Raw genomic sequence first — 22,266 nt, forward strand, 5'->3', positions numbered from 1 at the left:
AAATTTATAGCATGATCTATCTTGACTACAATGCAACAACTCCGTTAGACCCGAGAGTAAAGGAAGAAATAATAAAGAGTTTTGAAGAATTCGGAAATCCCTCAAGTTCTCATATTGCTGGTAAAAGGGCAAGAGAGATTATTGAGTCTGCAAGAGCAAAAGTAGCAAGGCTCATTGATGCAGAGCCTGAGGAGATAATTTTTACTTCAGGAGGAACAGAGTCAAACAATCTTGCCATATTTGGAAGGGCTCTTTGTTTCAACTCAGGTCATGTTATTACATCTTCAATTGAGCATCCGTCAGTTCTAAATCCATGCAGACAGCTGGCACGCATGGGCTATGATGTTACTTTTTTACCTGTAAACAGCAATGGATTTGTTGATCCTGATGATGTTAAAAAGGCGATTAGAAAAGACACGATTCTTGTTACAATAATGCACTCAAATAACGAAACTGGAGTAATTCAGCCAATTAAGGAGATAGCTGAAATCCTTAAAGAAAGACAAATCCCTTTTCATACAGACTGCGCTCAGAGTATAGGAAAAGTAAGGGTTTCTGTTAAAGAAATCCCTGTTACGATGCTTACTTTAGCTGGACATAAGTTTTATGCACCAAAAGGAATCGGAGCTCTATACATCAGGAAAGATTTTTTCATAAAGCCATTGCTCTTTGGTGCATCCCATGAAAAGGGATTAAGACCAGGTACAGAAAACACTCCTTATATTGCAGGCTTGGGAAAGTCAGCAGAGATAATTCATGAAGAGTTTGATGAAATAACAGAGCATCTGAATCAGGTAACAGAGCTTTTGTTAAAAGGACTTCTTGAAATTCCAGATATTAAGCTAAATGGAGCAAAAGCCCCAAGACTTCCAAATACGATAAACATTTCAATAAAAGGTATTGAAGCTACTGAGTTTGTTAAAAAGCTTTCCGACAGAGTGGCAATCTCAGCAGGTTCAGCCTGCCATGCAGGCATAAGAAAACCAAGTCATGTGTTGCTTTCAATGGGTGTCTCTTCAGAGGAAGCTCTTTCCTCAATTAGAATAAGTACCGGAAAATTTACCACCTTTGAGGAAGTCAACAGTGCCATTGAAATAATAAAACAGCAGCTTAATGTAATTTAGGCTGCCATCGCTATATGATCTCTTAAGCAGGACGAGTCATATAAAAGGAAACTCTTTTTTCTTTAAACATATTATTCAATGATATAATAAAAAATGTCCCATCCTTTGAAAATCAAAGAATTCAGGGCATACTGGATAGGTCAGATCATATCTCTCTGTGGAACATGGATGCAGCATATAGCACAGAGCTGGCTTGTTTATGTTCTTACAAAATCTGCTTTCTATCTTGGTTTGATTTCCTTTCTTGCTTCATTCCCCACACTTCTTTTTACTTTATTCGGAGGTGTGGTAGCTGATAGATATCCAAGAAGAAACATTTTAATAGCAACTCAAACTTTTTCAGCTTTACCTGCTGTGGTAGTTGGAGTTTTAATCCACTTAAATCTCATAAATATCTGGCACATTGCCATTGCTTCTTTTGTTCTCGGAATAGCTACGGCTTTTGACATGCCAGCAAGGCAGGCTTTTATAACTGAAATAGTCTATCAGGACATGATTACTTCAGCTATAGCAATGCAGTCCATCTCTTTTAATATTGCAAGAATTGTAGGACCGATGCTTGCAGGATTTATTGTAACCCATTTAAGTTTTCACATGTGTTTTTATTTAAATGCTTTAAGCTTTCTGCCACTTATTTTTATTCTTTTCAGTATTAAATTAAATTTTTCAACTACCTCAAATCATGTTTCCTTTAAAGAGAGCCTGAAAGAGGGATTTCAGTTCATTCTTAAAAACAGACAAATTCTATATATAATTTGCTCTGTGGGAGTTTTTACATTATTTGGACTTTCCTTTATGACAGTGCTACCAATAATAGCTGGAGAAATATTAAAAGTTGAAGCAAAAGGCTTTAGCATGATTGTCTCCTCAGTAGGAGTTGGTTCTCTTCTTTCAGGTATTTTTATAGCTTTAAAGAGAGATATAAAGGAAAAATTGAATCATATTTTTAGAGCTTCTTTGGTGTTTCCAATTGGACTCTCTGGAATTGCTTTTTCAGATAATATTTATCTAACAATGTTATTTGCTTTTTTACTCGGTGTTGCCTTTGTTAATTTCTATACTGTCAGCAATAGCTTTATTCAACATCAAACAGAGCAAAGACTCAGAGGAAGAGTAATGAGCTTTTTCGCTTTTGTTTTTCTAGGATTTACGCCAATAGGCAATCTTCTTGTCGGAGTTTTAGTTGAAAAATTTGGTGTTAAGGCAGTACTCGAGATTTACTCATTAATATGTCTTGCAGGAGGGGTACTATTTCTCAAAATTCTACCTTCAGTCAAGAGGAGACTGTGATATAATTAAAAAATGGAACCTTTGGATGTCATAAAAAAGTACTATGACCCTAAAAGCAGAGCATTTATAATCCTTGTAAATCACTCTAAGGCGGTTGCAGAAAAAGCCTTAAAAATTGCAGAAAAATTTGATGTTGACCATCGTTTCATTTACGAAGCAGCAATGCTACATGATATTGGAATCTTTATGACCAACACACCAAAACTTGACTGCTATGGAAAATTTCCATACATTGCTCATGGATATCTGGGAAGACAGATTCTTGAAAAGGAAGGTTTCCCTTTGCATGCACTTGTCTGCGAAAGACACACAGGAGTTGGAATTACGAGGGAAGAGATTATAAATAAAAAACTTCCTCTGCCAGAGCGCGATATGATACCTGTTAGTAAGGAAGAAAAAATAATTGCTTACGCGGATAAATTTTTCTCAAAAGAGTCCGATGGAACTGTTAGGATAAGAACTATAGAGGAAATAATCCAAGATCTCTCAAGATACGGTGAAGAAAAAGTAAAGATATTTAAAGAGTGGCTAAAGATATTTGAGGGAGTTGCTTATGCAACTCCCTGAGTTAGTAATCCTGAAAAATTAATATCTTTTAATGCCTGAATTAACCTCTCTCTTACTTTGAACCATACAGGATGCACCGGACAATGATTTACAAAACCACATGCATTTTTATTAATTACGCATCTATTGAGAGCTACAGTTTTTTCCATCGCAACAATCACATCATATAAAGTTATATCTTCTGGTTTCTTTTTAAGGCTCACACCACCACTTACTCCTCTTTTAAGTTTAAGAAGTCCTGCCTTTTCAAGCTGTTTCAGTATTTTTATAAGAAAACTCTTTGGTATCTGCATATCCCTTGAAATATCCTCCGCCTTTGCAGTATAGAATTCTCTCCCTGCCAGATATAGAATAGTTCTAATTGCATAGTCTGTTTCTCTTGTAATCTGAAGCCCCTTAATAGCCTTCCTCCTTAATCTCTTTTTCCGTAAGTTTATATGTGAATGTTTTATATGCCCATGCTTGATAGAAAAGAACAATTGGAACAAAGATAGCAACAACTATGGTCATTATCTTTAAAGTATAAGGACTTGATGAAGAGTTAAAGATGGTCAGGCTGTATTTAGGGTCAATGGAAGAGGGAATGAGATTTGGATAAAGCCCAATAATTCCGCTGAATACAAGGGTTATGATGAAGAGTGCTGAAGAGATGAAAGCCCTGCCTCTTTTGTTTTTCATGAGATAAAATCCTGTTCCAAGCAAACACAATACAGCCAGTGCAGGCACTATAAACCAGAATGGAAGTTTTATGAAGTTATCATAGAGATTTGTGAACACCGCAGTCAAAGCTAAAAATAAAACCGCACAGATTGCCTGAAGATACCAGAATTTTTTAGCTGTCCTCACGGATTTTTCAGCGAGAGTCTCAGGAACTCTCAGTGAAACCCACAATCCACCGTGCACTATAAAAGTAAAGAGAAACAGCAAACCTACAAGCAAACCATAGGGATTAATAAGGCTGAAAAGTGTTCCATAGTAACCGGCATCATCAAATTTAAGTCCCATGAATATGTTTCCAAAGGCAACGCCAAAAAGCAAAGCAGGAATGAGACTACCGATAAATATACCCGCATCCCATAACTTTTTCTGTGTCTCTGATGTAGCCTTTGGTCTGAACTCAACTGCAACTCCTCTTAATATCAGTGCAAAAAGGATAATTAAAAGGGGCGTATAAAGATAGCTAAACATGTAAGCATAAGTGGTTGGAAAGGCAGCAAAAGTTGCACCTCCTGCTGTAATGAGCCAGACTTCATTTCCATTCCACACAGGACCAATTGCATGTATTACTGCTTTCCGTTCAATTTCATCCTTTGCAATAAAAGGATAAAGAATGCCTGCTCCAAAGTCAAATCCATCAAGGGCAAAGTAAACTGCCCAGAGTAATCCCCATAATACAAACCATATAATTTGAAACTCCATGATTACACCTCCTCAGGACCTTTTCTTGCATATTTTGCAAGAAGGTAAATATCAATTAGTCCAAGGGCACCATAAAACAGAGTAAAGCCAATTAGAGATACAACAACCTGTGAGGGTTCAACTGCCTTTGATACAGCATCCGCTGTCTTAAGCAATCCGTAAACTATCCATGGCTGTCTTCCTACTTCTGCCACAATCCAGCCAAGCTGCCCTGCGATATAGGGAAGAGGGATTGACCATAGAAGAATTCTCAGCAAAGTAGTTCTGTTTTCAATGGTTTTAAACTTAACCAGTGCCCACAGTGCAAGTATTATAAAAAGAAAGCCCAATCCAACCATCAGTCTGAAGCTAAAAAAAGTAAGTGTAACAGGTGGTCTTTCAGAAGGCGGAAACTCTTTTAAACCTTTAACTTCCTTCTGACCTGCAAGTATGCTAAGCATAGAAGGAATTCCGATTACCTCAACAGAGTTTTTCTCATTGGCAGGGTCTGGTACAATAATTAAATACATTGGTGCATCTTTAGTCGTCTCCCACAAAGACTCCATTGCTGCAAGTTTTGTTGGCTGGGTGTGTGCTACTTCCTTTGCATGGAAATCACCAACTCCAGCAACAAGTATAGAACTTAAAAGGGCAAAAACTGCTCCAATTTTAAGTGATTTTTTGAAAAATTCAGTCTCATTTTTCTTTAAGAGATGATAGGCTGAAATACCGAGCACAAAAAATCCTGCAACAACCCATCCTGAAAGCACTGTGTGAGCAAACTTTAAAAGTCCATACGGATTTGTTACAACTGCCCAGAAATCAACCATTTCAGCCCGTCCATTGTTGATAACATATCCGACAGGATGTTGCATCCATCCATTGGCAATCAAAATCCATAATGCCGAAAGATTTGTTGCCAGAGCTACAAGCCAGATAGATAGTGCATGAAGTTTCGGAGAGATTCTGTTCCAGCCGAAAATCCATACACCAAGAAAGGTTGACTCAAGGAAGAATGCTACAGTTGCTTCAATAGCGAGAGGTGAGCCAAAGATATCTCCCACATAACGGGAGTATTCAGCCCAGTTCATTCCAAACTGAAACTCCATTGTAATACCTGTTACAACTCCTAAGGCAAAGTTAATAATAAACAGCCTTCCCCAGAACTTAGCCATCCTCAGGTAATCTCTGTCACCTGTCCTCAAATACTTAGTCTCCATGTAGGCTATAAGAATTGAAAGTCCTAAAGTCAGAGGAACAAAGATGAAATGGAAGGCTGCGGTTGCCGCAAACTGAATCCTGCTTAATAATACGGTATCCATAATCACTCCTCCTCAATTTATTAATTGTTGACTAATTTTATCCACTTTTAAAAATTTTGTCAAGTATTGAAGTGACTGATGAAAAATGCTGCTTCGAGCGATTTTATGGATTTTGGATAAGAGTTCCAGAAAAGTGAAATGGCATAAACGGATTTTTTCAGGTAGAAATCGGTATTTTGATTTTGATATAATCTTTTTAGCCCCCTTAGCTCAGTAGGATAGAGCACAGGTTTCCTAAACCTGGTGTCGCAGGTTCGATCCCTGCAGGGGGCATTTTTAAAGCCGAAAAAGCTCATCAGATTGTTACTAAGAGAAAATTAAATAAGAAAGGGGTACAGGATGGATAGCAGGATAGCTAAATCCTTAAAAATGGAGCTAAATCCTGTTGCAATAATATGGTCTGATAAAAAACCGGAAAATGCCCTGCAATTTAAGGAAGGTAAATGGGGATGCGTGATGTGGATGTTTGCCAGTGCAGCAAAGGGAAAAGTTGCGGTATTTGATAGAAATACCTATGGCTGCTGGGGTGGAGGAGTTGGGCTTGGTTTTGGAAACAAATATCTGGATTTTCCAGGAGGTTTAGAGTGTTTCTCCTATTTTCTTTCTAATGGTAATAAAGAATGGGATAAAGGTAAAAATGTTGCTGAACAAATTAAATCTTATATAACAAAAGAATTCTATGATGACTTTCTTGAAGGAGAAAGATACTTAAAATCACCTGAAAGAGTCATGAAGTTTGTTGAACAACTTCCAATGATGGAAATTCCTGCAAAGTATGTTATTTTCAAGCCTTTAAAAGATGTTAATCCTGATGAAGAACCTGTAGTTATTGTTTTTCCTGTGAATCCACATCAGCTTTCAGCATTGGTTGTGCTTGCTAATTATGAAAGAGAAGGCTTTGAAAATGTTATAATTCCATGGGGTGCTGGCTGTCAAACGATAGGAATATATGCATATAGAGAGACAGCATCGGAAAAACAGAGAGCAGTGGTTGGGCTCACAGATCTCTCTGCAAGAAAGGCTATAAAAAAACAGCTTGGAGATTATATCTTTACTTTTACAGTTCCTTTTAAGATGTTTCTTCAGATGGAGGAAAATATTGAAGGAAGTTTTCTTGAAAGACATGTCTGGTTGTCTTTAATTAAAGCTTATGAGAGTGAATCAGTTTGACCTCATTCTAATTTGATCTCTCTACATAGTTCATGTTATTGATTGCTTTTCTTATTTTGTCTGATGATATTAATTCATCTGTTCTCTATATTGTTTCTGTCTGGTTCTTTTATCTAAACTATTGCTACTTTACTACTGCCTATTCTGTCTCTGTAAACGTTGATGTATTCGGGTATAATTTGTTTTAAATCGTCAAGATGAGATATTAGTCCAACAAGTCTGTCCTGTGACCTCAGCCTGTCAAGAACATTACATAAAGAGTCAAGAAGGTCACGGTCAAGAGAGCTGAATCCCTCATCAATAAAGAAAAATTCAATGGATTTTTTTCTTCTGCTCTGAATGTAATGAGACAGGGAAAGAGCTAATGCAAAGGAAAGTATAAATGTTTCTCCACCTGAAAGAGTTGCCACCGGTCTTTCTTTGTTGTATAGAAGGTCTGTTATTGTAAATTCAAGATTTGGAAGAACATTTACTAAAAATCTCTTCCCTATAAGTTCTTTTAGTAGTTCATTGGTTACAACTACTATGTCTTTTAAGAGATACCAAGAAAGGAATTTGACCATTTCCTTGCCTGTGGTGAGTTTTTTAAGTAACTCTGTGTAGAGAAATTTTTTATTTATCTCTTCCATCTCTTTAGTAAGCTCCTGTTTTTCTATAAGTTGCTGTTTTTCTTTCTCTATTTGTTCGTTGAGTGCTCCTATTCTTTGATTTGATTCTGCTATTTTTTTATTCATTTCATTGAGAAATGTCTCTGTCTTTGATGGCTCATCTGGTGGTAAGCTCTTTATTGGTAGCTCTTCAAGTTGTTTTACTATTCCTTCATACTCACCTTTCTTTGTTTTTAAAGTATTTTCAAATTCGTCAATTTCTTTTTTAATCTTTGCTCTTTCCTTCTCTTCAATGAAAAACTGCTTCAATTCATCAACTTTAACACCCTTTTCCACTGCTTTTTTATTTAGAGCGGTAAAAAGTTCTTCTTTTCTTTTTTTATCTTTTTCAAGTGAAGTGTTTATTGCCTGAAGTTTAAGGCTTAGCTTGTTTTTATTTTCTTCCAATTCCTTGAGTGTTTTTTCTATTTGTTCTCTTTTTTTCTTGAGTGTTTCAAGTTCTTTCTCAGTCTCTGTCTTTATTTCCTCGGGCTGCCTTCCCTGAGTTTTTTCAAATAAGTTTATTCTTTGCTCGTCGATTTGCTTTGTCAATTCTTCAAGTCTTTTTGTTTGAGCATCAATCTCTGCATTTATCTTTGCCAATTCATTATTTTTCTCATTGAGAGAGGAGTTCTTCTCTGTGAAAATATTGTTCAACTCTGTAAGTCTTTTGAGTATAGCACCGTATTTGTCACTTTTTTCTTTGAGCTTTAAAAAGGTGTCTTCAGCTTTTTTCCAGTATTCGGGAGAGATTTTATTTGATAACTCTTCTTCAAGAACTTTTGTTTGGTTTGTTTTTTCCTCAAGCTGTGTTTTAAACTCTTCTATTTTAGTTTTTTTGCTATTTAGTTTGTTTAAATCACCCCTTATCTCATTGTGAAGATTTTCAGAATTTTTGAGCATTTCCTCAAGAGCGCTTATCTCCATTTCAATTTTGTTAATCTCTTTGTCTAATGGCGTTTTTGCAGGAGAGGGATGCTCCTTGCTTCCACAAACAGGGCAGGGCATACCCGGTGAAAGTTTTTTGCTCAGAGTTGCTGCAAGATTTTTTATCTCAAGCTCTTTAAGTTCAGCTTCCTTTTGCTCTTTTTCAGTTCTTAATCGATTTATCTCTTCAATCAGTCTATTTTCTATCTCATCATATGTTTTTACTTTTAAAGCAATTTTTAACTGAAGAAGTTTTTTTAATTTTTCAAAAATTTCATCAAACTCTTTGATTTCCTTGTTTATTTTTTTGTCTATATTCTGAATCTCCTTTTGCAAATCTTCAAGTCTTTTTATCTGATGCAGATTACTCTGAAGAGTTTTATAAAGACTTTCCTCTTCCTTTGATAGTTCATGTTGTTTTAAATCTTTTTTATGTAACTCTATTTCTATCCAGTGTTTGTCTATCTCGGATTTTGTTTTTTCTATTTCTCTTTCAATTTTTGTTTTATTCTTCTTTAAGGTTGTAATCTCATCGTTTATTTTTCGCTGATTTTCTTCCTGTTGTCTTAAACTTTTGTTTAGTTCAATAAGCTGTTCAATCTCTGCGAGCTTCTTTATTAACTCTGGTTGTTTTTTGTTGTAATGTGCTTCAAAATCTTCTTTTTCTTTTCTTTTTCTTTCAAGTTTTATATCAAGTTCTTTTAAAGTTTCGTCAAAACTACTTTTTTGACTCTCACCCTCAGCTATTGATTTTTCAACTCTAAGCCATTCATCATAAAATCCTTTATACAGACTCAGTTCTTCATCAATTTTTAGCCTTTCTTTAAGTTTTTCAATCTCCGAAGTTTTCTTTATAATTTCAGTGATTTCTCTCTCTAAAGCTTTTTTCCTATCGTTTAGCTGTATGAAAGACTGAAAAATCTTAAGTTTCTCTGAAAGTGTCTTTTGCTCTTTTTGTAATTTCTCAAGATTATTATGGACTTGCTTAAGCTCTTTTTCTTTGCTTTCTATTGACTGCTCTGTGATGCTTTCAAGTTCTTTTAGCCTCTTTTCTCTTTCTTCCTTTGAAGCCTTCAGTTCACTTAATTTAGAAACAACTACATCATAAAGAGGTGCACCAAAGACATTAAGATCAAAGAGATTTCCGATAAGTTCAGCTCTTTTTGCAGGCTCAAGCTTTAGTATTTCAGCAAACTGATTCTGTGGAAGAATAACAACTTTGCAAAATTCATCCTCTGAAAGCCCGATGATATCCCTTATTTTTTCTCTGAACTCTCTTTCCTTTTCTGCGAGTGGAACCAAATTATCATGTTCTACTCTGTAAAGTTTTATCTTATTCTGTTTCCCGATGTTTCTCTCTATAAGATACTTATCTCCTGCTATGCTGAATTGAAATTTAAGACACATCTCCTGCTTGCGTGGATTTATGGCTTCCCTTATATTTGAGCCAAGTCTTGGAGTTTTTCCATAAATTGATAGAATTATGGCATCAAGTATGGTTGATTTTCCTGCACCTGTGTCGCCAAAGATACCAAAGATTCTGTTTCTGTAAAATCTCGTAAAATCTATCTCTACAGGTTCTGCATAGCTGTTAAGACCTTCAATATAAATTTTAATCGGTAGCATTTCTTGCCTCCTCAAGGCATTCAATAAAGAGTTTGAGCAACTCTTCGTCAGGTTCTTCATTAAATTTTGATCTATAAAATGTTACAAAAAGCTGCTCATCACTGAGAGAGGATATATCAATATTTGTATCGGTTTTCTCAATTATCTCAGACTGAAACTGCCAGCCAACGAGTTTGTCTTTGTATGCTTTAATGAGATTTTCTATCTGCCCCGGCGTATAGGGCTCATTTGACTCCATTAGAAGATAGTAAAAATTTTCATCATTGGGGATGTTTTTGATGGCATCACTTATTGAGTTAAACTTTAACTTGATTATTCTCGGAATTTTTTCAAATTCAATAAATCTAATAGAACCTTCCTGCCAGAGGCAGACTCCCTTTTTATGCTCAATTTCTCCAGCATCAAAGGGATATATGGAGCCTGAATATACGGCATTATTGATTTTCTGAAATTTGTGTAGATGTCCAAGAGCGATGTAGTCAGCACTCTTTGGAAGTGCCTCGTAGGGTACATGTTCAATTCCACCTACCTGAAAAATTCTTTCAGAGCCAGATTTTTGAGCACCATGAAGATATAAATGGGAGACAAAGACAAAGTAATCACAGCTAAATTGTGGTTCCTTTGATAGATAATCCTCTAAACTTTTTACAAAATCATCTCCGCTTAAACCCATTCTTACCTCTGATAAATAGGCAACTGCTTTTATAGCGACGGTCAAATTTTCATCTTTAAGCTTTAATTTTAAGAAGCTATTCTCAATAGTAACTTTATAGTGTTCGTTTTCAAAAATATATTCCTCAAATATGTCATTAGGAGTTCCAGAGATTACTATAGAATGTTTACCGTAGATAAGAGGCTTTGAAATCCTGAGTTTGTCAGGTGAATCATGATTGCCAGCAACAGCAACAATTAGAGAACCTTCCTGTGAAAGAGAAGTGATTGTTTCATAAAAAAGTCTTTCAGCGTCAAAAGAGGGATTATAGGTATCAAAAATATCACCAGCTACAAGTATCAGTTGTGGTCTCTCTGATTTGGTGATGTCTATGATTTCTGCCATTATTTTCTTCTGTATTGGGAGCAGGTCAAAGTTTGTCTCCCTGAAGTTTTTCCCAAGATGCCAGTCAGAAGTATGCAAAATCTTAAGTGCCATAACACACCTCTCCTTTTTATTAGTTAAATTATACAAGAATTAGGCACTATTTTCATGATTGAAATGTTGTGGAAATATTTTTGTTATCTTCATAAGAGGATGCAGTTAAGTTTGAGTGTATCTACATTAAAGCTCCTTAAAATAAATATTAATGCGTTCACAGGGCAGAGAAAAATCTGTCAGCACAGCAATTTTTCAAAGCCTATCACAGCCTCGGGAGGACAGAGGAGTCTTTCAGGATAATGAAACACAGCATAGGACTGGTACATCACTAGACAGACAGAGTAGCTAAGTCCCTATTCAGAGCATCGAGAGTAAAAGAGCAGCCAATATGACAGTTAGAGAAGATTTCAAGATATAAACTGTCTAATAATCAAAAGATTGCGATTTTTGTTGTACAAAAAATTGCCATTTTTAAAAATAAAGTTCAATATTTTCAATGAGTTATAAAATTTAATTGATAAACTCAGGACAGCATTCTTTAAAGACTTAGACAGTCTTTTGGTAAGGGAGATTTCTTATCTTAGAAAATTTTGGTCTATGCTTCAATTTCAACATCAATAGACTTAGGGAATTAAATTAAATTATAATATTTGACAATGTTTGATTATATCATGAAATTCAAAAAAATCCTTGTTCTGGTAAGTTTTCTTCCTGACTTTGTTTTTCCTCTCGTAATAGTAGAATTAGTCTATGTGACTATTTAAGGAAGAAATAATATGCATTGGTATCAGATAAACCTTAAAGAGATTTATCAAAGGTTAAACACATCAGAAAGAGGTCTTACTTCCGAAGAGGTAAAAAGAAGGCTTGAAAAATATGGAGCTAACAAGCTTGCAGAAGAAAAGGACATAAATAAGCTAAAAATATTTCTACATCAGTTTGCAAGCCCTCTTATCTATATTTTGATTATTGCTGGAGCAATCACATTAGTGCTCAAAGAATACATAGACTCTGGTGTCATCTTTGCTGTGGTCATTCTCAATGCAGTGATCGGCTACATACAGGAATATAAAGCTGAACAGAGTGTGAGAGCTTTAAAGAAAATGCTTGTTCCAAAGGCAAAGGTCTTGAGAGATGGCATTGAAAAGGAGGTAAATAGTGAAGAGCTTGTTCCTGGAGATATTGTGCTTCTTTATTCTGGTATTCGTGTTCCTGCTGATATAAGGCTTGTTCACACAGTAGAGCTTAAAATTGATGAATCCATACTTACAGGGGAATCCCTTCCTGTTGAAAAGCATCATCATACAATAAAGGATGAAAATCTGACCTACGGTGATCAGAAAAATATGGCATTTATGGGAACAATTGTGGTAAGTGGAAGAGCAAAGGGCATAGTTGTTGAAACAGGAATGAACACTGTATTTGGCAAGATTGCTAAGGGAATAAGGGAAGCAGAGGCAGTTAAGGCACCTCTTCAGGATAAAATTCAAAAATTTGCAAATCTGGTAGGGATATTTGTTGTAGTTGCCTCTGTATTGCTTTTTGTTATGGGACTGATAATTGGTGAAGGCATCAAAGAGATGTTCATGACTGCTGTTGCTGCAGCTGTTGCTGCCATACCAGAGGGGCTTCCTATGGTTGTAACGGTCACATTAGCAGTTGGTGTTATACGCATGGCAAAAAGAAATGCCATAGTGCGAAGACTTCATGCTGTTGAGACACTTGGAAGCACCACAGTTATATGTACAGATAAAACAGGCACACTCACAAAAAATGAGATGACTGTAAAGCTAATTTACGATGGGAAAAAAATATACGAAGTAGAAGGAAGCGGATATGAACCAAAGGGAAGGATTCTTCATAATGGCTTGGAGGTTGACCTTAAAAAGGACTACGAAGCTTTGATAGAAACGTTGAGAATAGGACTATTATGCAATGAGTCTAACATATATGAAGAAGACGGAGAGTTCAAACTGGAAGGAGATCCCACTGAAGGTGCATTGATTGTTTCGGCATTGAAAGCAGGTTTAAATAAAGCTGAAGAAGAAAAAAGATATGAACTTATTGAAACCATACCCTTTGAATCAGAAAGAGGCTATATGGCTACTTTACATAAGCATAGAGGTGAAAAATTAGTCTTTATCAAGGGTGCACCGGAAAAGATAGTTGACCTATGCAGGAAAAATTTTTGGGGAGAAGAGCTTAATAAAAAAGAGATTCACTCAATCATAAACAGATTTGCAAAAGAGGGAATGAGAGTGCTTGCCTTTGCCTATGTAAAGGTTCCAAAAGAAACAGAAGAAATATCATGCAAAGAGATTGAGCAGTGTTACGCTGCAGAGGGTTTAGTATTTACAGGACTTCAGGCAATGATTGACCCACCAAGACCTGAGGCGATTGAGGCTATAAAGGGATGTAAAAAGGCAGGCATTAGAGTTGTAATGATTACAGGAGATCACGCAGTTACAGCCAAGGCAATAGGAAATATGCTTGGAATTGGAGATGAAAAATCAGAGGTTCTCACAGGAAAAGATTTAGAGAAGATGACGGATGAGGAACTCTTTGAAAAGGTAAAAAGAGTAAATATCTTTGCAAGAGTCTCGCCAGAGCATAAATTAAAAATAGTAAAACAACTCATGGCTCAGGGACAGATTGTAGCAGTAACTGGAGACGGAGTTAATGATGCACCTGCACTTAAGGCAGCTCACATAGGAATTGCAATGGGCAAGAGTGGAACCGATGTGGCAAAGGAAGCATCAGATATGGTGCTCACTGATGACAACTTTGCAAGCATCTTCAATGCAGTAAAAGAGGGAAGGGTTGTTTTTGATAACATAAGAAAGGTAGTCTTTTTCCTTATTCCCACAGGTCTTGCCTCAATTCTTTCCATAATTGGTGCAGTTGTAACTGGACTTCCAATTCCCTACTTTCCAGCTCAGATACTCTGGATAAACCTTGTAACAAATGGACTTCAGGTTATCTCACTTGCCTTTGAGCCTGGAGAAAAGGGAGTTATTGAAAGATCACCAAGACCTCCGGAAGAAGGAATAATGTCAAGGCTTATGATTGAAAGAACAATAATTGTTGGATTTTTAATATCCCTGGGAGTAGCTTATACTTTCATGAAAGCTCTTGAACAGGGAGAGTCTTTAGAGACAGCAAGAACAGTAGCAGTAACCACAATGGTTTTCTTCCAGTTCTTTCAGGCATGGAACAGCCGCTCTGAGTATGAATCCATATTTAGAATAAACCCTTTCAGCAATATGTTTCTTTTCCTGAGTCTTATTGTGGCAACACTTGCCCAGATTGCTTTCATATATCTGCCGGCACTTCAGTGGGTATTCAGGACAAAGCCAATCTCAGCAGAGGACTGGCAAAATATTATTCTGATAGCACTCTCAGTCATAGTAGTTGTTGAAATTGATAAATGGTTAAGAAGAAAGAGAAGATGAACTCTCTAAGTCAGTCTCAAGCTTTGACTTTCCTCTGTTTTTTATGTTAATTTTTATTATAAAACCTGAAAAATAAGAAAATTAGAGGAGGTTAGAGTATGCATACATTGAAAACGATGGTTTTAATGGTTTTTCTTACAGTATTTTTTATCTTTATTGGTTCTCTGATTGGCGGAAAGCATGGAGCTACTATTGCTCTAATAATTGCACTTGGCATGAATTTCTTTGCCTACTTCTTCAGTCATAAAATTGTTCTTGCTATGTATGGAGCAAAGGAAGTTTCAGAGGCTGAAGCTCCTGAACTTTACAGTATTGTAAGGACACTTTCTCAAAGAGCAGGACTTCCAATGCCAAAAGTTTATATCATTGAGTCTGAACAGCCAAATGCATTTGCAACAGGGAGATCACCAAAACATGGAGTAGTTGCAGTTACAACAGGAATTATGAGAATTCTCTCCCGTGAAGAACTTGAAGGAGTTATTGGACATGAACTTGCTCATATTAAACACAGAGATATTTTAATAAGCACAATTGCTGCAACTATTGCTGGAGCTATATCCTATCTTGCTCAGATGGCTCAATGGGCAATGATATTTGGTGGAAGACATGATGATGAGGAGGGAGGAAATCCAATAGTAGCACTGATTATGATGATCCTTGCTCCAATTATTGCAATGATTATACAACTTGCAATCAGCAGAGCTCGTGAGTATGCAGCAGACGAAGGTGGTGCAAAAATTGCAGGAAATCCTCTTTATCTTGCAAATGCTCTAAGGAAACTTCATCATGCCTCTCAGGCAATACCAATGGAGGCAAATCCTGGAACAGCTCATCTATTCATAGTAAATCCTCTTTCAGGTCGTAGCTTGATGAAGTTATTTAGTACTCATCCACCAATTGAAGAGAGAATTGCAAGACTTGAAGCAATGGCAAGGAGATATTAGTTATGAATTCAAAGTTTAAGAATCAAAGTTCAAAGGTATTAATCTTGATGGGAAGTGACAGTGATTTTGAGGTGATGAAAAAGGCAGCAAAGGTTTTATCTGATATGGATGTTCCATTTGAACTTGATGTTTGTTCAGCTCACAGAACACCGGATAGAGCAAAAAAATACGCAGAAGAGGCAGAAGAAAGAGGAGTTGAAGTTATAATAGCTGCAGCTGGAATGGCTGCTCATCTTGCAGGATTTTTAGCAGCTCATACAACTATTCCTGTTATCGGAGTGCCTATAGCTTCTGGAGCTTTAAACGGATTTGATGCCTTGCTTTCAACAGTTCAGATGCCACCGGGAGTTCCTGTCGCAACAGTTGGAATAAATGCCTCTGAAAATGCAGCATACTTAGCATGTGAGATTATTTCTATAAAATACTCTGAATTAAGGAATAAACTAAAAGAAAAAAGAAAAGAGATGTACAACAAGGTTCTTAAGAAATCTGAAGAGATAAAGACGAAACTACAAAATATTTAGCCTTATTAGGTTATGGAGGGCACTTACTGCAGATTGATGCAAAAAGGGATGTTGAAAGATATCTATCTCCTCGGTCAGGTAAAATTACAACAATAACACCGCTTCTCAACTCACTTGCTTTTTTAAGTGCTATATGCATTGCAGCTCCTGATGACATTCCAACAAATACACCTTCTCTTATCGCTAATTTTCTTGTTGTATCAAATGCCTCTTCATCATTAACGAAGAATCTTTCATCAAGCCTTGAAGGATCAAAAATTTTAGGCACTATTGCTTCCGACATATTTTTCAAGCCTTGAATTCTGTGCCCTGGAACAGGTTCAACTCCTACGATTTTGATATTGCTGTTAAATTCTTTAAGTCGTTTACTCACTCCCATAATTGTTCCTGTTGTGCCCATACCTGCCACAAAATGAGTGACTTCTCCATTTGTTTGCTCTATAATTTCTTTTCCTGTGGTTTCATAATGAGCTCTCACATTGGCTTCATTATCAAATTGATTTGGCATAAAATACAGTTCAGGAGCATCTTCATAAATTTGATGAGCAAGTCTTATTGCTCCATCTGTACTTTCTTCAGCAGGGCTTATAATTAGTTCTGCACCAAGTGCTTCAAGAACTCTTCTCCTCTCTACACTTACACATGCAGGCATCACAAGTTTAATTCTGTATCCTTTAGCTGCAGCTATCATTGCCAGTCCAATACCCGTATTCCCTGAGGTTGGTTCAAGTATTATTTTATCTTTTGTGAGTAAGCCTTTTTCCTCAGCTTCTTTTATTAAATAGAGGGCAGTTCTGTCCTTAACAGAACCGCCTGGATTTGCTCCTTCAAATTTTCCATAGAGAATAACTCTCGGGTTTGGATTAATTCTGTCAAGTCTTATAAGTGGAGTGTTTCCTATAATATCTATTACACTCATAGAGTTAATTATATCACAAGCTTTTAAACTTTTTCCTTACTTCTTCAATTTGTCCACAACTGAATTTACCTTCAGGACATGAACCTTTAAGGCATCCAGGTCCTGCATCTTTAAAAAGTTTTGGTGCAATTCCTTTAACAAGCTTGAGCATCTCTGTTGCAAGTTCTCTTATCTCCCATTGAGCTCTGTTGCAGCAACGAACCCTGAAAAAATGAAGTAACTCTCTTGCATTCATTGTGATTACTATCTTTGTTTCTGCAGCATTTGGAAGAACGAATCTTGCATCCTGTTGTGCAAGTTCTCCTTTTATCCCTTTGCTTTCAAGTTGTTGAAGAATTCTGCAGTAGTATTCATGTGCTTTTTCCATTGCTTCAAGAAAGATCTCTCTAATTTCATTATTTTGATTAATAATTGGAGGAATTATAAAATCAAAACCCTTTTGTTTGCTCACATATCTTTGAGATTGCTGACTGTATGAGGCAATTCTATGTCTTACAAGTTGGTGAGAACAGGCTCTTGAAATACCTTCAACAGCAAAAGTGAAACTCACATGTTCAAAGGGGCTGAGATGTCCACTATCTCGTAAAAGATTTATTAATCTGTCTTTTTCATCTTCAGTTAATTTTTCTTTTAACTCCTTAATTCCCACAGGACTATAACAAAGTCTTGCAGAAAGAGCTACCACATTTTCTGGCTCTGGGGTATAAGTAAGAATTGATACTTTAAGAGAGACCTCTTTCATATAATCCCTTTTGTAGAAGGTACATTTTCTCCGATTATTCTACTTGCTTCATTAAGGGATTTTGCAAAGGCTTTAAATATTGATTCGACAATATGATGCAAATCCTTTCCATAAACAAGATTGACATGGAGATTTATCTTTGCATTATTTGCGACTGCTCTAAAAAACTCTTCAAAAAGTCTTATATCAATATCCTTAATGTATCCTTCAACAGAAACATTGTAAATAAGAAAAGCTCTGCCGCCAAGGTCTAAAGATACTTGAGTGAGAGCTTCATCCATTGGAATTGATGCGAAACCATATCTTTTAATACCCTTTCTGTCTTCTAAGGCTTTATCAATACATTTGCCTAAAACAATCCCTAAATCTTCAACTAAATGATGATAATCCACATGTATATCACCTTTTGCTTCAATTTTTAAGTCAAAGTTTCCATGAAAAGCAAAGAGTTCAAACATGTGGTCTAAAAATCCCACAGAAGTTTTTATATTAGCCTGTCCATTTCCATCAAGATTAAACTCTACTTTAATATCTGTTTCTTTTGTTGTTCTGCTTAGTGATGCCTTTCTCATCCCTTTTCCTCTAGTATTGTTTCTAATGCTTTTAAAAATTCTTCATTCTCTTCCTTCGTTCCAATTGTTACTCTTAAAGCATTATCTATCATTGAAGAAAGGTCTCTCACTAAAATTCCAGCCTTTAGGAGTTTCTTGTAAACTTCTTTACTATTCTTTAATTTCAATAATATAAAGTTTGCCTCTGATGGATAAACTTTCAGTTTTTTAATCTTTAGTAGTCTTTTGTAAACTCTTTGTCTTTCTTTTATAATTTCTGAAATAAATTTTTTTATCTGTGGATAAAATTTATTAAGAGCTTCAGTTGCCACATACTGTGTAATTGAATCTATATTATATGGCAGTCTCACTTTGTTTATTTCATGCAAGAATTCTTTTTTCCCAATAAGATATCCCAATCTTAATCCAGCAAATCCGATTTTACTCAGTGTTCTTAAGATTAAAAGATTTTCATAATCTTTAAGAAATGGTAAAAATCCCTTTTCACTTGAAAAAGGTTGATAGGCTTCATCAATGACCACAATTGATGAGTTTTTTTGTGCAAATTCAATAATTTTTAAAATTTTATCTGTTGAAAATGTGTTGCCTGTTGGATTGTTTGGAGAGCTGAGAAAAATTAAACGAGGTTTTTTTAATTTAACGAGTTTTAAAAATTTTTCATCATCTATATCAAAATCTTTATCAAGTTTGCATTCAATTGCTTCGACTCCAACAGATTGAGCTATTATTCCATACATTGCAAAGGTGGGAACAGGATAGAGAACAGGACCTCCGAATGTAAGGATTAAGTAATAGATTAATTCATCAGAACCATTACCAAGCATTATGTTTTCATAGCTGAGTTTTATTTTCTTTGAAAGAGCTTTTCTCAATACAATAGCCTCAGGATCAGGATATCTGTTTAGTGGAATATTAATTTCTGAAATAAAATCCGATATTTTAACAGCAAATGGAGACTCGTTCGCATCGAGCTTTATTTTACAGGAAATTTCCTTTGCCTGATATGGTTTGAGCTTTTGAATATTTTTTCTTGCAAGAGACTCTACTTTCAATTTGTTCATAGATTTTTATCATAAATTGTTATCAAAATATTGTCAACTCTCAATAGTCCATTAGCTGTCAATAAAACATTATGATACAGTATTTTTAAAAGCTTGAGTTATGGTAATATATTTATTATCAAACTATAAAAAGGAGGCAAAAATGCTCTTAAAAAGATACCTACTTGCACCGGGACCAACGCCTGTCCCACCAGAGGTTCTACTTAGTATGGCAATGCCAGTAATTCATCATCGTAGTCCAGATTTTTTACCGATTCTTGATTCAGCTAAAAAAGGTTTACAGTGGATTTATCAGACTAAAAACGATGTTTTAATACTTTGCTCCACTGGCACAGGTGGAATGGTAGCTTCAGTAAATAACTTTTTTTCACCCGGCGAGAAGGTTCTTGTAATAAATGGTGGTAAATTTGGCGAAAGATGGGTAAAAATAGCCCAGGCATATGGTTTAAATGTAATTGAAATTCCTGTTGAATGGGGATTCTCAATTGATGTTAATAGAGTTGAAGAAGAATTAAGGAAACATCCTGATATAAAAGGAGTTTTTATTCAGGCAAGTGAGACTTCCACTGGTGTATATCACGATGTTGAAGCAGTTGGGAAAATAGTAAAGAATTATGAAGATACTCTGTTTATAGTTGATTCAATTTCAGCACTTGTTGCTCATGACATAAAAACTGATGAGTGGGGAATTGATGTTATGGTGAGTGGTTCCCAGAAAGGATTCATGCTTCCTCCAGGGCTTGCATTTGTGAGTGTAAGCGAGAAAGCATGGAAAAGAAATGAGAAATCAAAAATGCCGAGATTTTACTTTAATCTCAAAAAAGAAAGAGAGAATCTTGCCAAGAATCAAACCAACTTTACATCTGCCGTATCTCTTATTATCGGACTCAACGAGGCACTGAAACTCATGCAAAAAGAAGGACTTGAAAATATATTCCGTAGACACGCTCTTTTAGCTCGCGCAACAAGAGAGGCTGTCAAAGAAATAGGATTAAATTTGTTTGCCAAAGGTACGCCAAGCAATGCTGTTACAGCAATTGAAGCACCACAGGGAATTGATGGACAGGTTATTTATAAAACTTTAAGAGAAAAATACGGAGTTACAGCAGCTGGTGGACAGGACAAACTTAAAGGTAAAGTGTTTCGTTTTGCCCATCTCGGATATGCTGATAAATTTGATGTAATTGTTGGTATTTCAGCACTTGAAATGACTCTTAAAGAACTTGGATATCCAGTTACTTTTGGTAAAGGAGTTGCCAAATTAGAAGAAATTTTTTCAAAGGAGGAAGAAAGAAAGTGAAAGTTCTTGTCAGTGATAGCATTTCTCCAAAAGGAGTTGAAATTCTAAAAAAGGCAGGACTTCAGGTTGATGTTAAGACAGGATTAAAACCTGAAGAACTTAAAGCAATAATAGGTGAATACGATGCTTTGATTATAAGAAGCGCTACCAAGGTAACTGCTGAAATTATTGAAGCTGCAGATAAGCTTAAAGTAATAGGTAGAGCAGGAACAGGGGTGGACAATGTAGATAAAGTTGCTGCCACGAAAAAAGGAATCGTTGTTATGAATACTCCTGGTGGCAACACTATAACAACTGCTGAACACGCTATTGCAATGCTTTTTGCACTGGCAAGAAGAATTCCTCAAGCAGTAGCTTCTACGAAGGCAGGAAAATGGGAAAAGAAAAAATTCATGGGAGTTGAACTTTACAATAAAACTCTTGGAATAATCGGTCTTGGTAGAATTGGCTCTGAAGTAGCAAAAAGAATGCAGTGCATGGGAATGAATGTTTTAGCCTTTGATCCTTTCTTAAGTGATGAGAGGGCAGAGGAACTGGGAATTAAAAAAGTTGATCTTGATAGCCTCCTTGCTGAATCAGATTTTATTACAGTCCATACTCCTCTCACACCTGAGACAAAGTATTTAATCAACAAAGATACAATTGCAAAAATGAAAGACGGAGTTTACATAATTAATTGTGCCCGAGGTGGAATAGTAAATGAAAAGGATCTCTACGAAGCAATAAAATCAGGAAAAGTTGCTGGTGCTGCCCTTGATGTCTTTGAAAAGGAACCTCCAGAAGAGGGTTATCCACTTATAGCAGATGAAAGAGTAATATGCACCCCCCATCTCGGTGCTTCCACATTAGAGGCTCAGGAAAATGTGGCTGTTGCAATAGCAGAACAGATTATAGATTATTTGATAAATGGTACAATTCGTAATGCTGTTAACTTTCCATCAATTCCTTTTGATCAAGTTCCTCTTATTCGTCCATATCTTGTACTTCTTGAAAGAATGGGTAGTTTTGCCTCTCAAATATTTACAAAAAGTATTAAACAGATTCAGATTGAATATCTTGGCGAAATTTCCAGCGTTAATACACAGGCATTGACAGCTGCAGCACTAAAGGGAATTTTAGATCCTATTCTTGGAGAACCTGTAAATTATGTTAATGCTCCATTTATTGCAAAAGAAAGAGGTATAGAAGTTAGAGAAATAAAGGGGAAAGAAGCTGGAGATTATCAAAGCCTTGTAAAGATAATTCTTATCGGTAAAGATGACAGAGCTATTATAGCAGGCACTCTTTTAAGTAGAAGAGATCCAAGAATAGTTCAGATTAATGATGTCTCAATGGAAATTATTCCTGAAGGCAATATGATATTTATGAGAAACTGGGATCGCCCTGGTGTTATTGGTAATATTGGAACTCTGCTCGGACAGAACAACATCAATATTGGACACATGCATTTTGGAAGAAAGGAAGTTGGTGGAATTGCGTTTTCTGTTATAAGTATTGATGCACCACTTACAGAAGAAATAATTGAGACAATAAAGAAACTTCCAAATATTCTGGAAGTAAAACCAGTTTATATTTCTAATAATTAAGA

At 35.9% G+C, this 22,266-nt stretch carries 18 protein-coding genes and 1 tRNA gene; 10 read left to right on the forward strand and 9 right to left on the reverse strand.

All coding sequences use genetic code 11. From position 1 onward, the window contains the following. The first annotated feature begins 11 nt into the window (after positions 1-11). The 3 genes from TAGGR_RS00360 to TAGGR_RS00370 all read left to right on the forward strand — a co-directional run bounded on the left by TAGGR_RS00360 (position 12) and on the right by TAGGR_RS00370 (position 2,981). The gene (locus TAGGR_RS00360) at positions 12-1,124 is read left to right on the forward strand and encodes a cysteine desulfurase family protein (RefSeq protein WP_059175399.1); all 1,113 of its coding nucleotides are present in this window, start codon (positions 12-14) and stop codon (positions 1,122-1,124) included. A 93-nt stretch (positions 1,125-1,217) separates the two neighbouring features. Further along, complete coding sequence (locus TAGGR_RS00365) at positions 1,218-2,414, forward strand: MFS transporter (protein WP_059175400.1); 1,197 nt, start codon at positions 1,218-1,220, stop codon at positions 2,412-2,414. Between the two features lie 12 nt (positions 2,415-2,426). Continuing rightward, the gene (locus TAGGR_RS00370) at positions 2,427-2,981 is read left to right on the forward strand and encodes an HD domain-containing protein (RefSeq protein WP_059175401.1); all 555 of its coding nucleotides are present in this window, start codon (positions 2,427-2,429) and stop codon (positions 2,979-2,981) included. Here TAGGR_RS00370 and TAGGR_RS00375 read toward each other — a convergent pair. Genes TAGGR_RS00375 through TAGGR_RS00385 form a run of 3 tightly spaced genes read right to left on the reverse strand, consistent with a single transcriptional unit; the run spans position 2,966 to position 5,701 of the window. Beyond that, positions 2,966-3,481, reverse strand: coding sequence for an RrF2 family transcriptional regulator (locus TAGGR_RS00375; protein ID WP_369688445.1), 516 nt, complete (start codon positions 3,479-3,481; stop codon positions 2,966-2,968). The genes TAGGR_RS00370 and TAGGR_RS00375 overlap by 16 nt on opposite strands. Next, positions 3,378-4,400 (reverse strand): cytochrome d ubiquinol oxidase subunit II, encoded by a 1,023-nt coding sequence (gene cydB, locus TAGGR_RS00380; protein WP_059175403.1) that lies wholly within the window; start codon positions 4,398-4,400, stop codon positions 3,378-3,380. The genes TAGGR_RS00375 and cydB overlap by 104 nt, the downstream gene beginning before the upstream one ends. A 2-nt stretch (positions 4,401-4,402) precedes the next feature. After that, positions 4,403-5,701, reverse strand: coding sequence for a cytochrome ubiquinol oxidase subunit I (locus TAGGR_RS00385; RefSeq protein WP_059175404.1), 1,299 nt, complete (start codon positions 5,699-5,701; stop codon positions 4,403-4,405). Between the two features lie 199 nt (positions 5,702-5,900). Here TAGGR_RS00385 and TAGGR_RS00390 point away from each other — a divergent pair. Further along, positions 5,901-5,974 (forward strand) — tRNA-Arg (locus TAGGR_RS00390). 66 nt (positions 5,975-6,040) lie between these two features. Next, positions 6,041-6,871: a DUF169 domain-containing protein gene (locus TAGGR_RS00395; RefSeq protein ID WP_059175405.1), complete on the forward strand. Its 831-nt coding sequence runs from the start codon at positions 6,041-6,043 to the stop codon at positions 6,869-6,871. 113 nt (positions 6,872-6,984) lie between these two features. On the opposite strand, the gene TAGGR_RS00400 is transcribed toward TAGGR_RS00395, so the two are convergent. Further along, positions 6,985-10,071 carry an AAA family ATPase gene (locus tag TAGGR_RS00400; protein ID WP_059175406.1) on the reverse strand — a complete coding sequence of 1,029 codons (3,087 nt, stop codon included), beginning with the start codon at positions 10,069-10,071 and terminating at the stop codon, positions 6,985-6,987. Then, positions 10,058-11,221, reverse strand: a complete 1,164-nt coding sequence (locus TAGGR_RS00405) for a metallophosphoesterase family protein (protein ID WP_059175407.1) — start codon at positions 11,219-11,221, stop codon at positions 10,058-10,060. The genes TAGGR_RS00400 and TAGGR_RS00405 overlap by 14 nt, the downstream gene beginning before the upstream one ends. Positions 11,222-11,940: 719 nt before the next feature. Between TAGGR_RS00405 and TAGGR_RS00410 the strand changes: the two genes are divergently transcribed. From TAGGR_RS00410 to purE, 3 genes are all read left to right on the forward strand, one after another. Further along, on the forward strand, positions 11,941-14,616 hold the full coding sequence (locus TAGGR_RS00410; protein WP_059175408.1) for a cation-translocating P-type ATPase: 2,676 nt from the start codon (positions 11,941-11,943) through the stop codon (positions 14,614-14,616). Between the two features lie 98 nt (positions 14,617-14,714). After that, positions 14,715-15,560, forward strand: coding sequence for a zinc metalloprotease HtpX (htpX, locus tag TAGGR_RS00415; RefSeq protein WP_059175409.1), 846 nt, complete (start codon positions 14,715-14,717; stop codon positions 15,558-15,560). A 2-nt stretch (positions 15,561-15,562) separates the two neighbouring features. Further along, positions 15,563-16,084 (forward strand): 5-(carboxyamino)imidazole ribonucleotide mutase, encoded by a 522-nt coding sequence (gene purE, locus TAGGR_RS00420; RefSeq protein ID WP_059175410.1) that lies wholly within the window; start codon positions 15,563-15,565, stop codon positions 16,082-16,084. 10 nt (positions 16,085-16,094) lie between these two features. Here purE and TAGGR_RS00425 read toward each other — a convergent pair whose 3' ends face one another. Genes TAGGR_RS00425 through hisC form a run of 4 tightly spaced genes read right to left on the reverse strand, consistent with a single transcriptional unit; the run spans position 16,095 to position 19,378 of the window. Continuing rightward, positions 16,095-17,003 carry a PLP-dependent cysteine synthase family protein gene (locus TAGGR_RS00425; protein ID WP_059175411.1) on the reverse strand — a complete coding sequence of 303 codons (909 nt, stop codon included), beginning with the start codon at positions 17,001-17,003 and terminating at the stop codon, positions 16,095-16,097. 13 nt (positions 17,004-17,016) lie between these two features. Further along, entirely contained in the window at positions 17,017-17,745 is a 729-nt protein-coding gene (gene thyX / locus TAGGR_RS00430; RefSeq protein ID WP_059175412.1) for an FAD-dependent thymidylate synthase, read from the reverse strand. Beyond that, on the reverse strand, positions 17,742-18,317 hold the full coding sequence (gene hisB / locus TAGGR_RS00435) for an imidazoleglycerol-phosphate dehydratase HisB (protein WP_059175413.1): 576 nt from the start codon (positions 18,315-18,317) through the stop codon (positions 17,742-17,744). Before hisB ends, thyX begins: the two co-directional genes overlap by 4 nt. Then, positions 18,314-19,378 (reverse strand): histidinol-phosphate transaminase, encoded by a 1,065-nt coding sequence (gene hisC, locus TAGGR_RS00440; protein ID WP_059175414.1) that lies wholly within the window; start codon positions 19,376-19,378, stop codon positions 18,314-18,316. The genes hisB and hisC overlap by 4 nt, the downstream gene beginning before the upstream one ends. Positions 19,379-19,520: 142 nt before the next feature. On the opposite strand from hisC, the gene TAGGR_RS00445 reads away from it, so the two are divergent. Both TAGGR_RS00445 and serA read left to right on the forward strand, forming a co-directional pair. Further along, the gene (locus TAGGR_RS00445; RefSeq protein WP_059175415.1) at positions 19,521-20,678 is read left to right on the forward strand and encodes a pyridoxal-phosphate-dependent aminotransferase family protein; all 1,158 of its coding nucleotides are present in this window, start codon (positions 19,521-19,523) and stop codon (positions 20,676-20,678) included. Beyond that, positions 20,675-22,264, forward strand: coding sequence for a phosphoglycerate dehydrogenase (serA, locus tag TAGGR_RS00450; RefSeq protein ID WP_059175416.1), 1,590 nt, complete (start codon positions 20,675-20,677; stop codon positions 22,262-22,264). Before TAGGR_RS00445 ends, serA begins: the two co-directional genes overlap by 4 nt. Positions 22,265-22,266 lie beyond the last annotated feature (2 nt).

This window comes from Thermodesulfovibrio aggregans (genome assembly GCF_001514535.1).
Taxonomy (GTDB): Bacteria; Nitrospirota; Thermodesulfovibrionia; order Thermodesulfovibrionales; family Thermodesulfovibrionaceae; genus Thermodesulfovibrio; species Thermodesulfovibrio aggregans.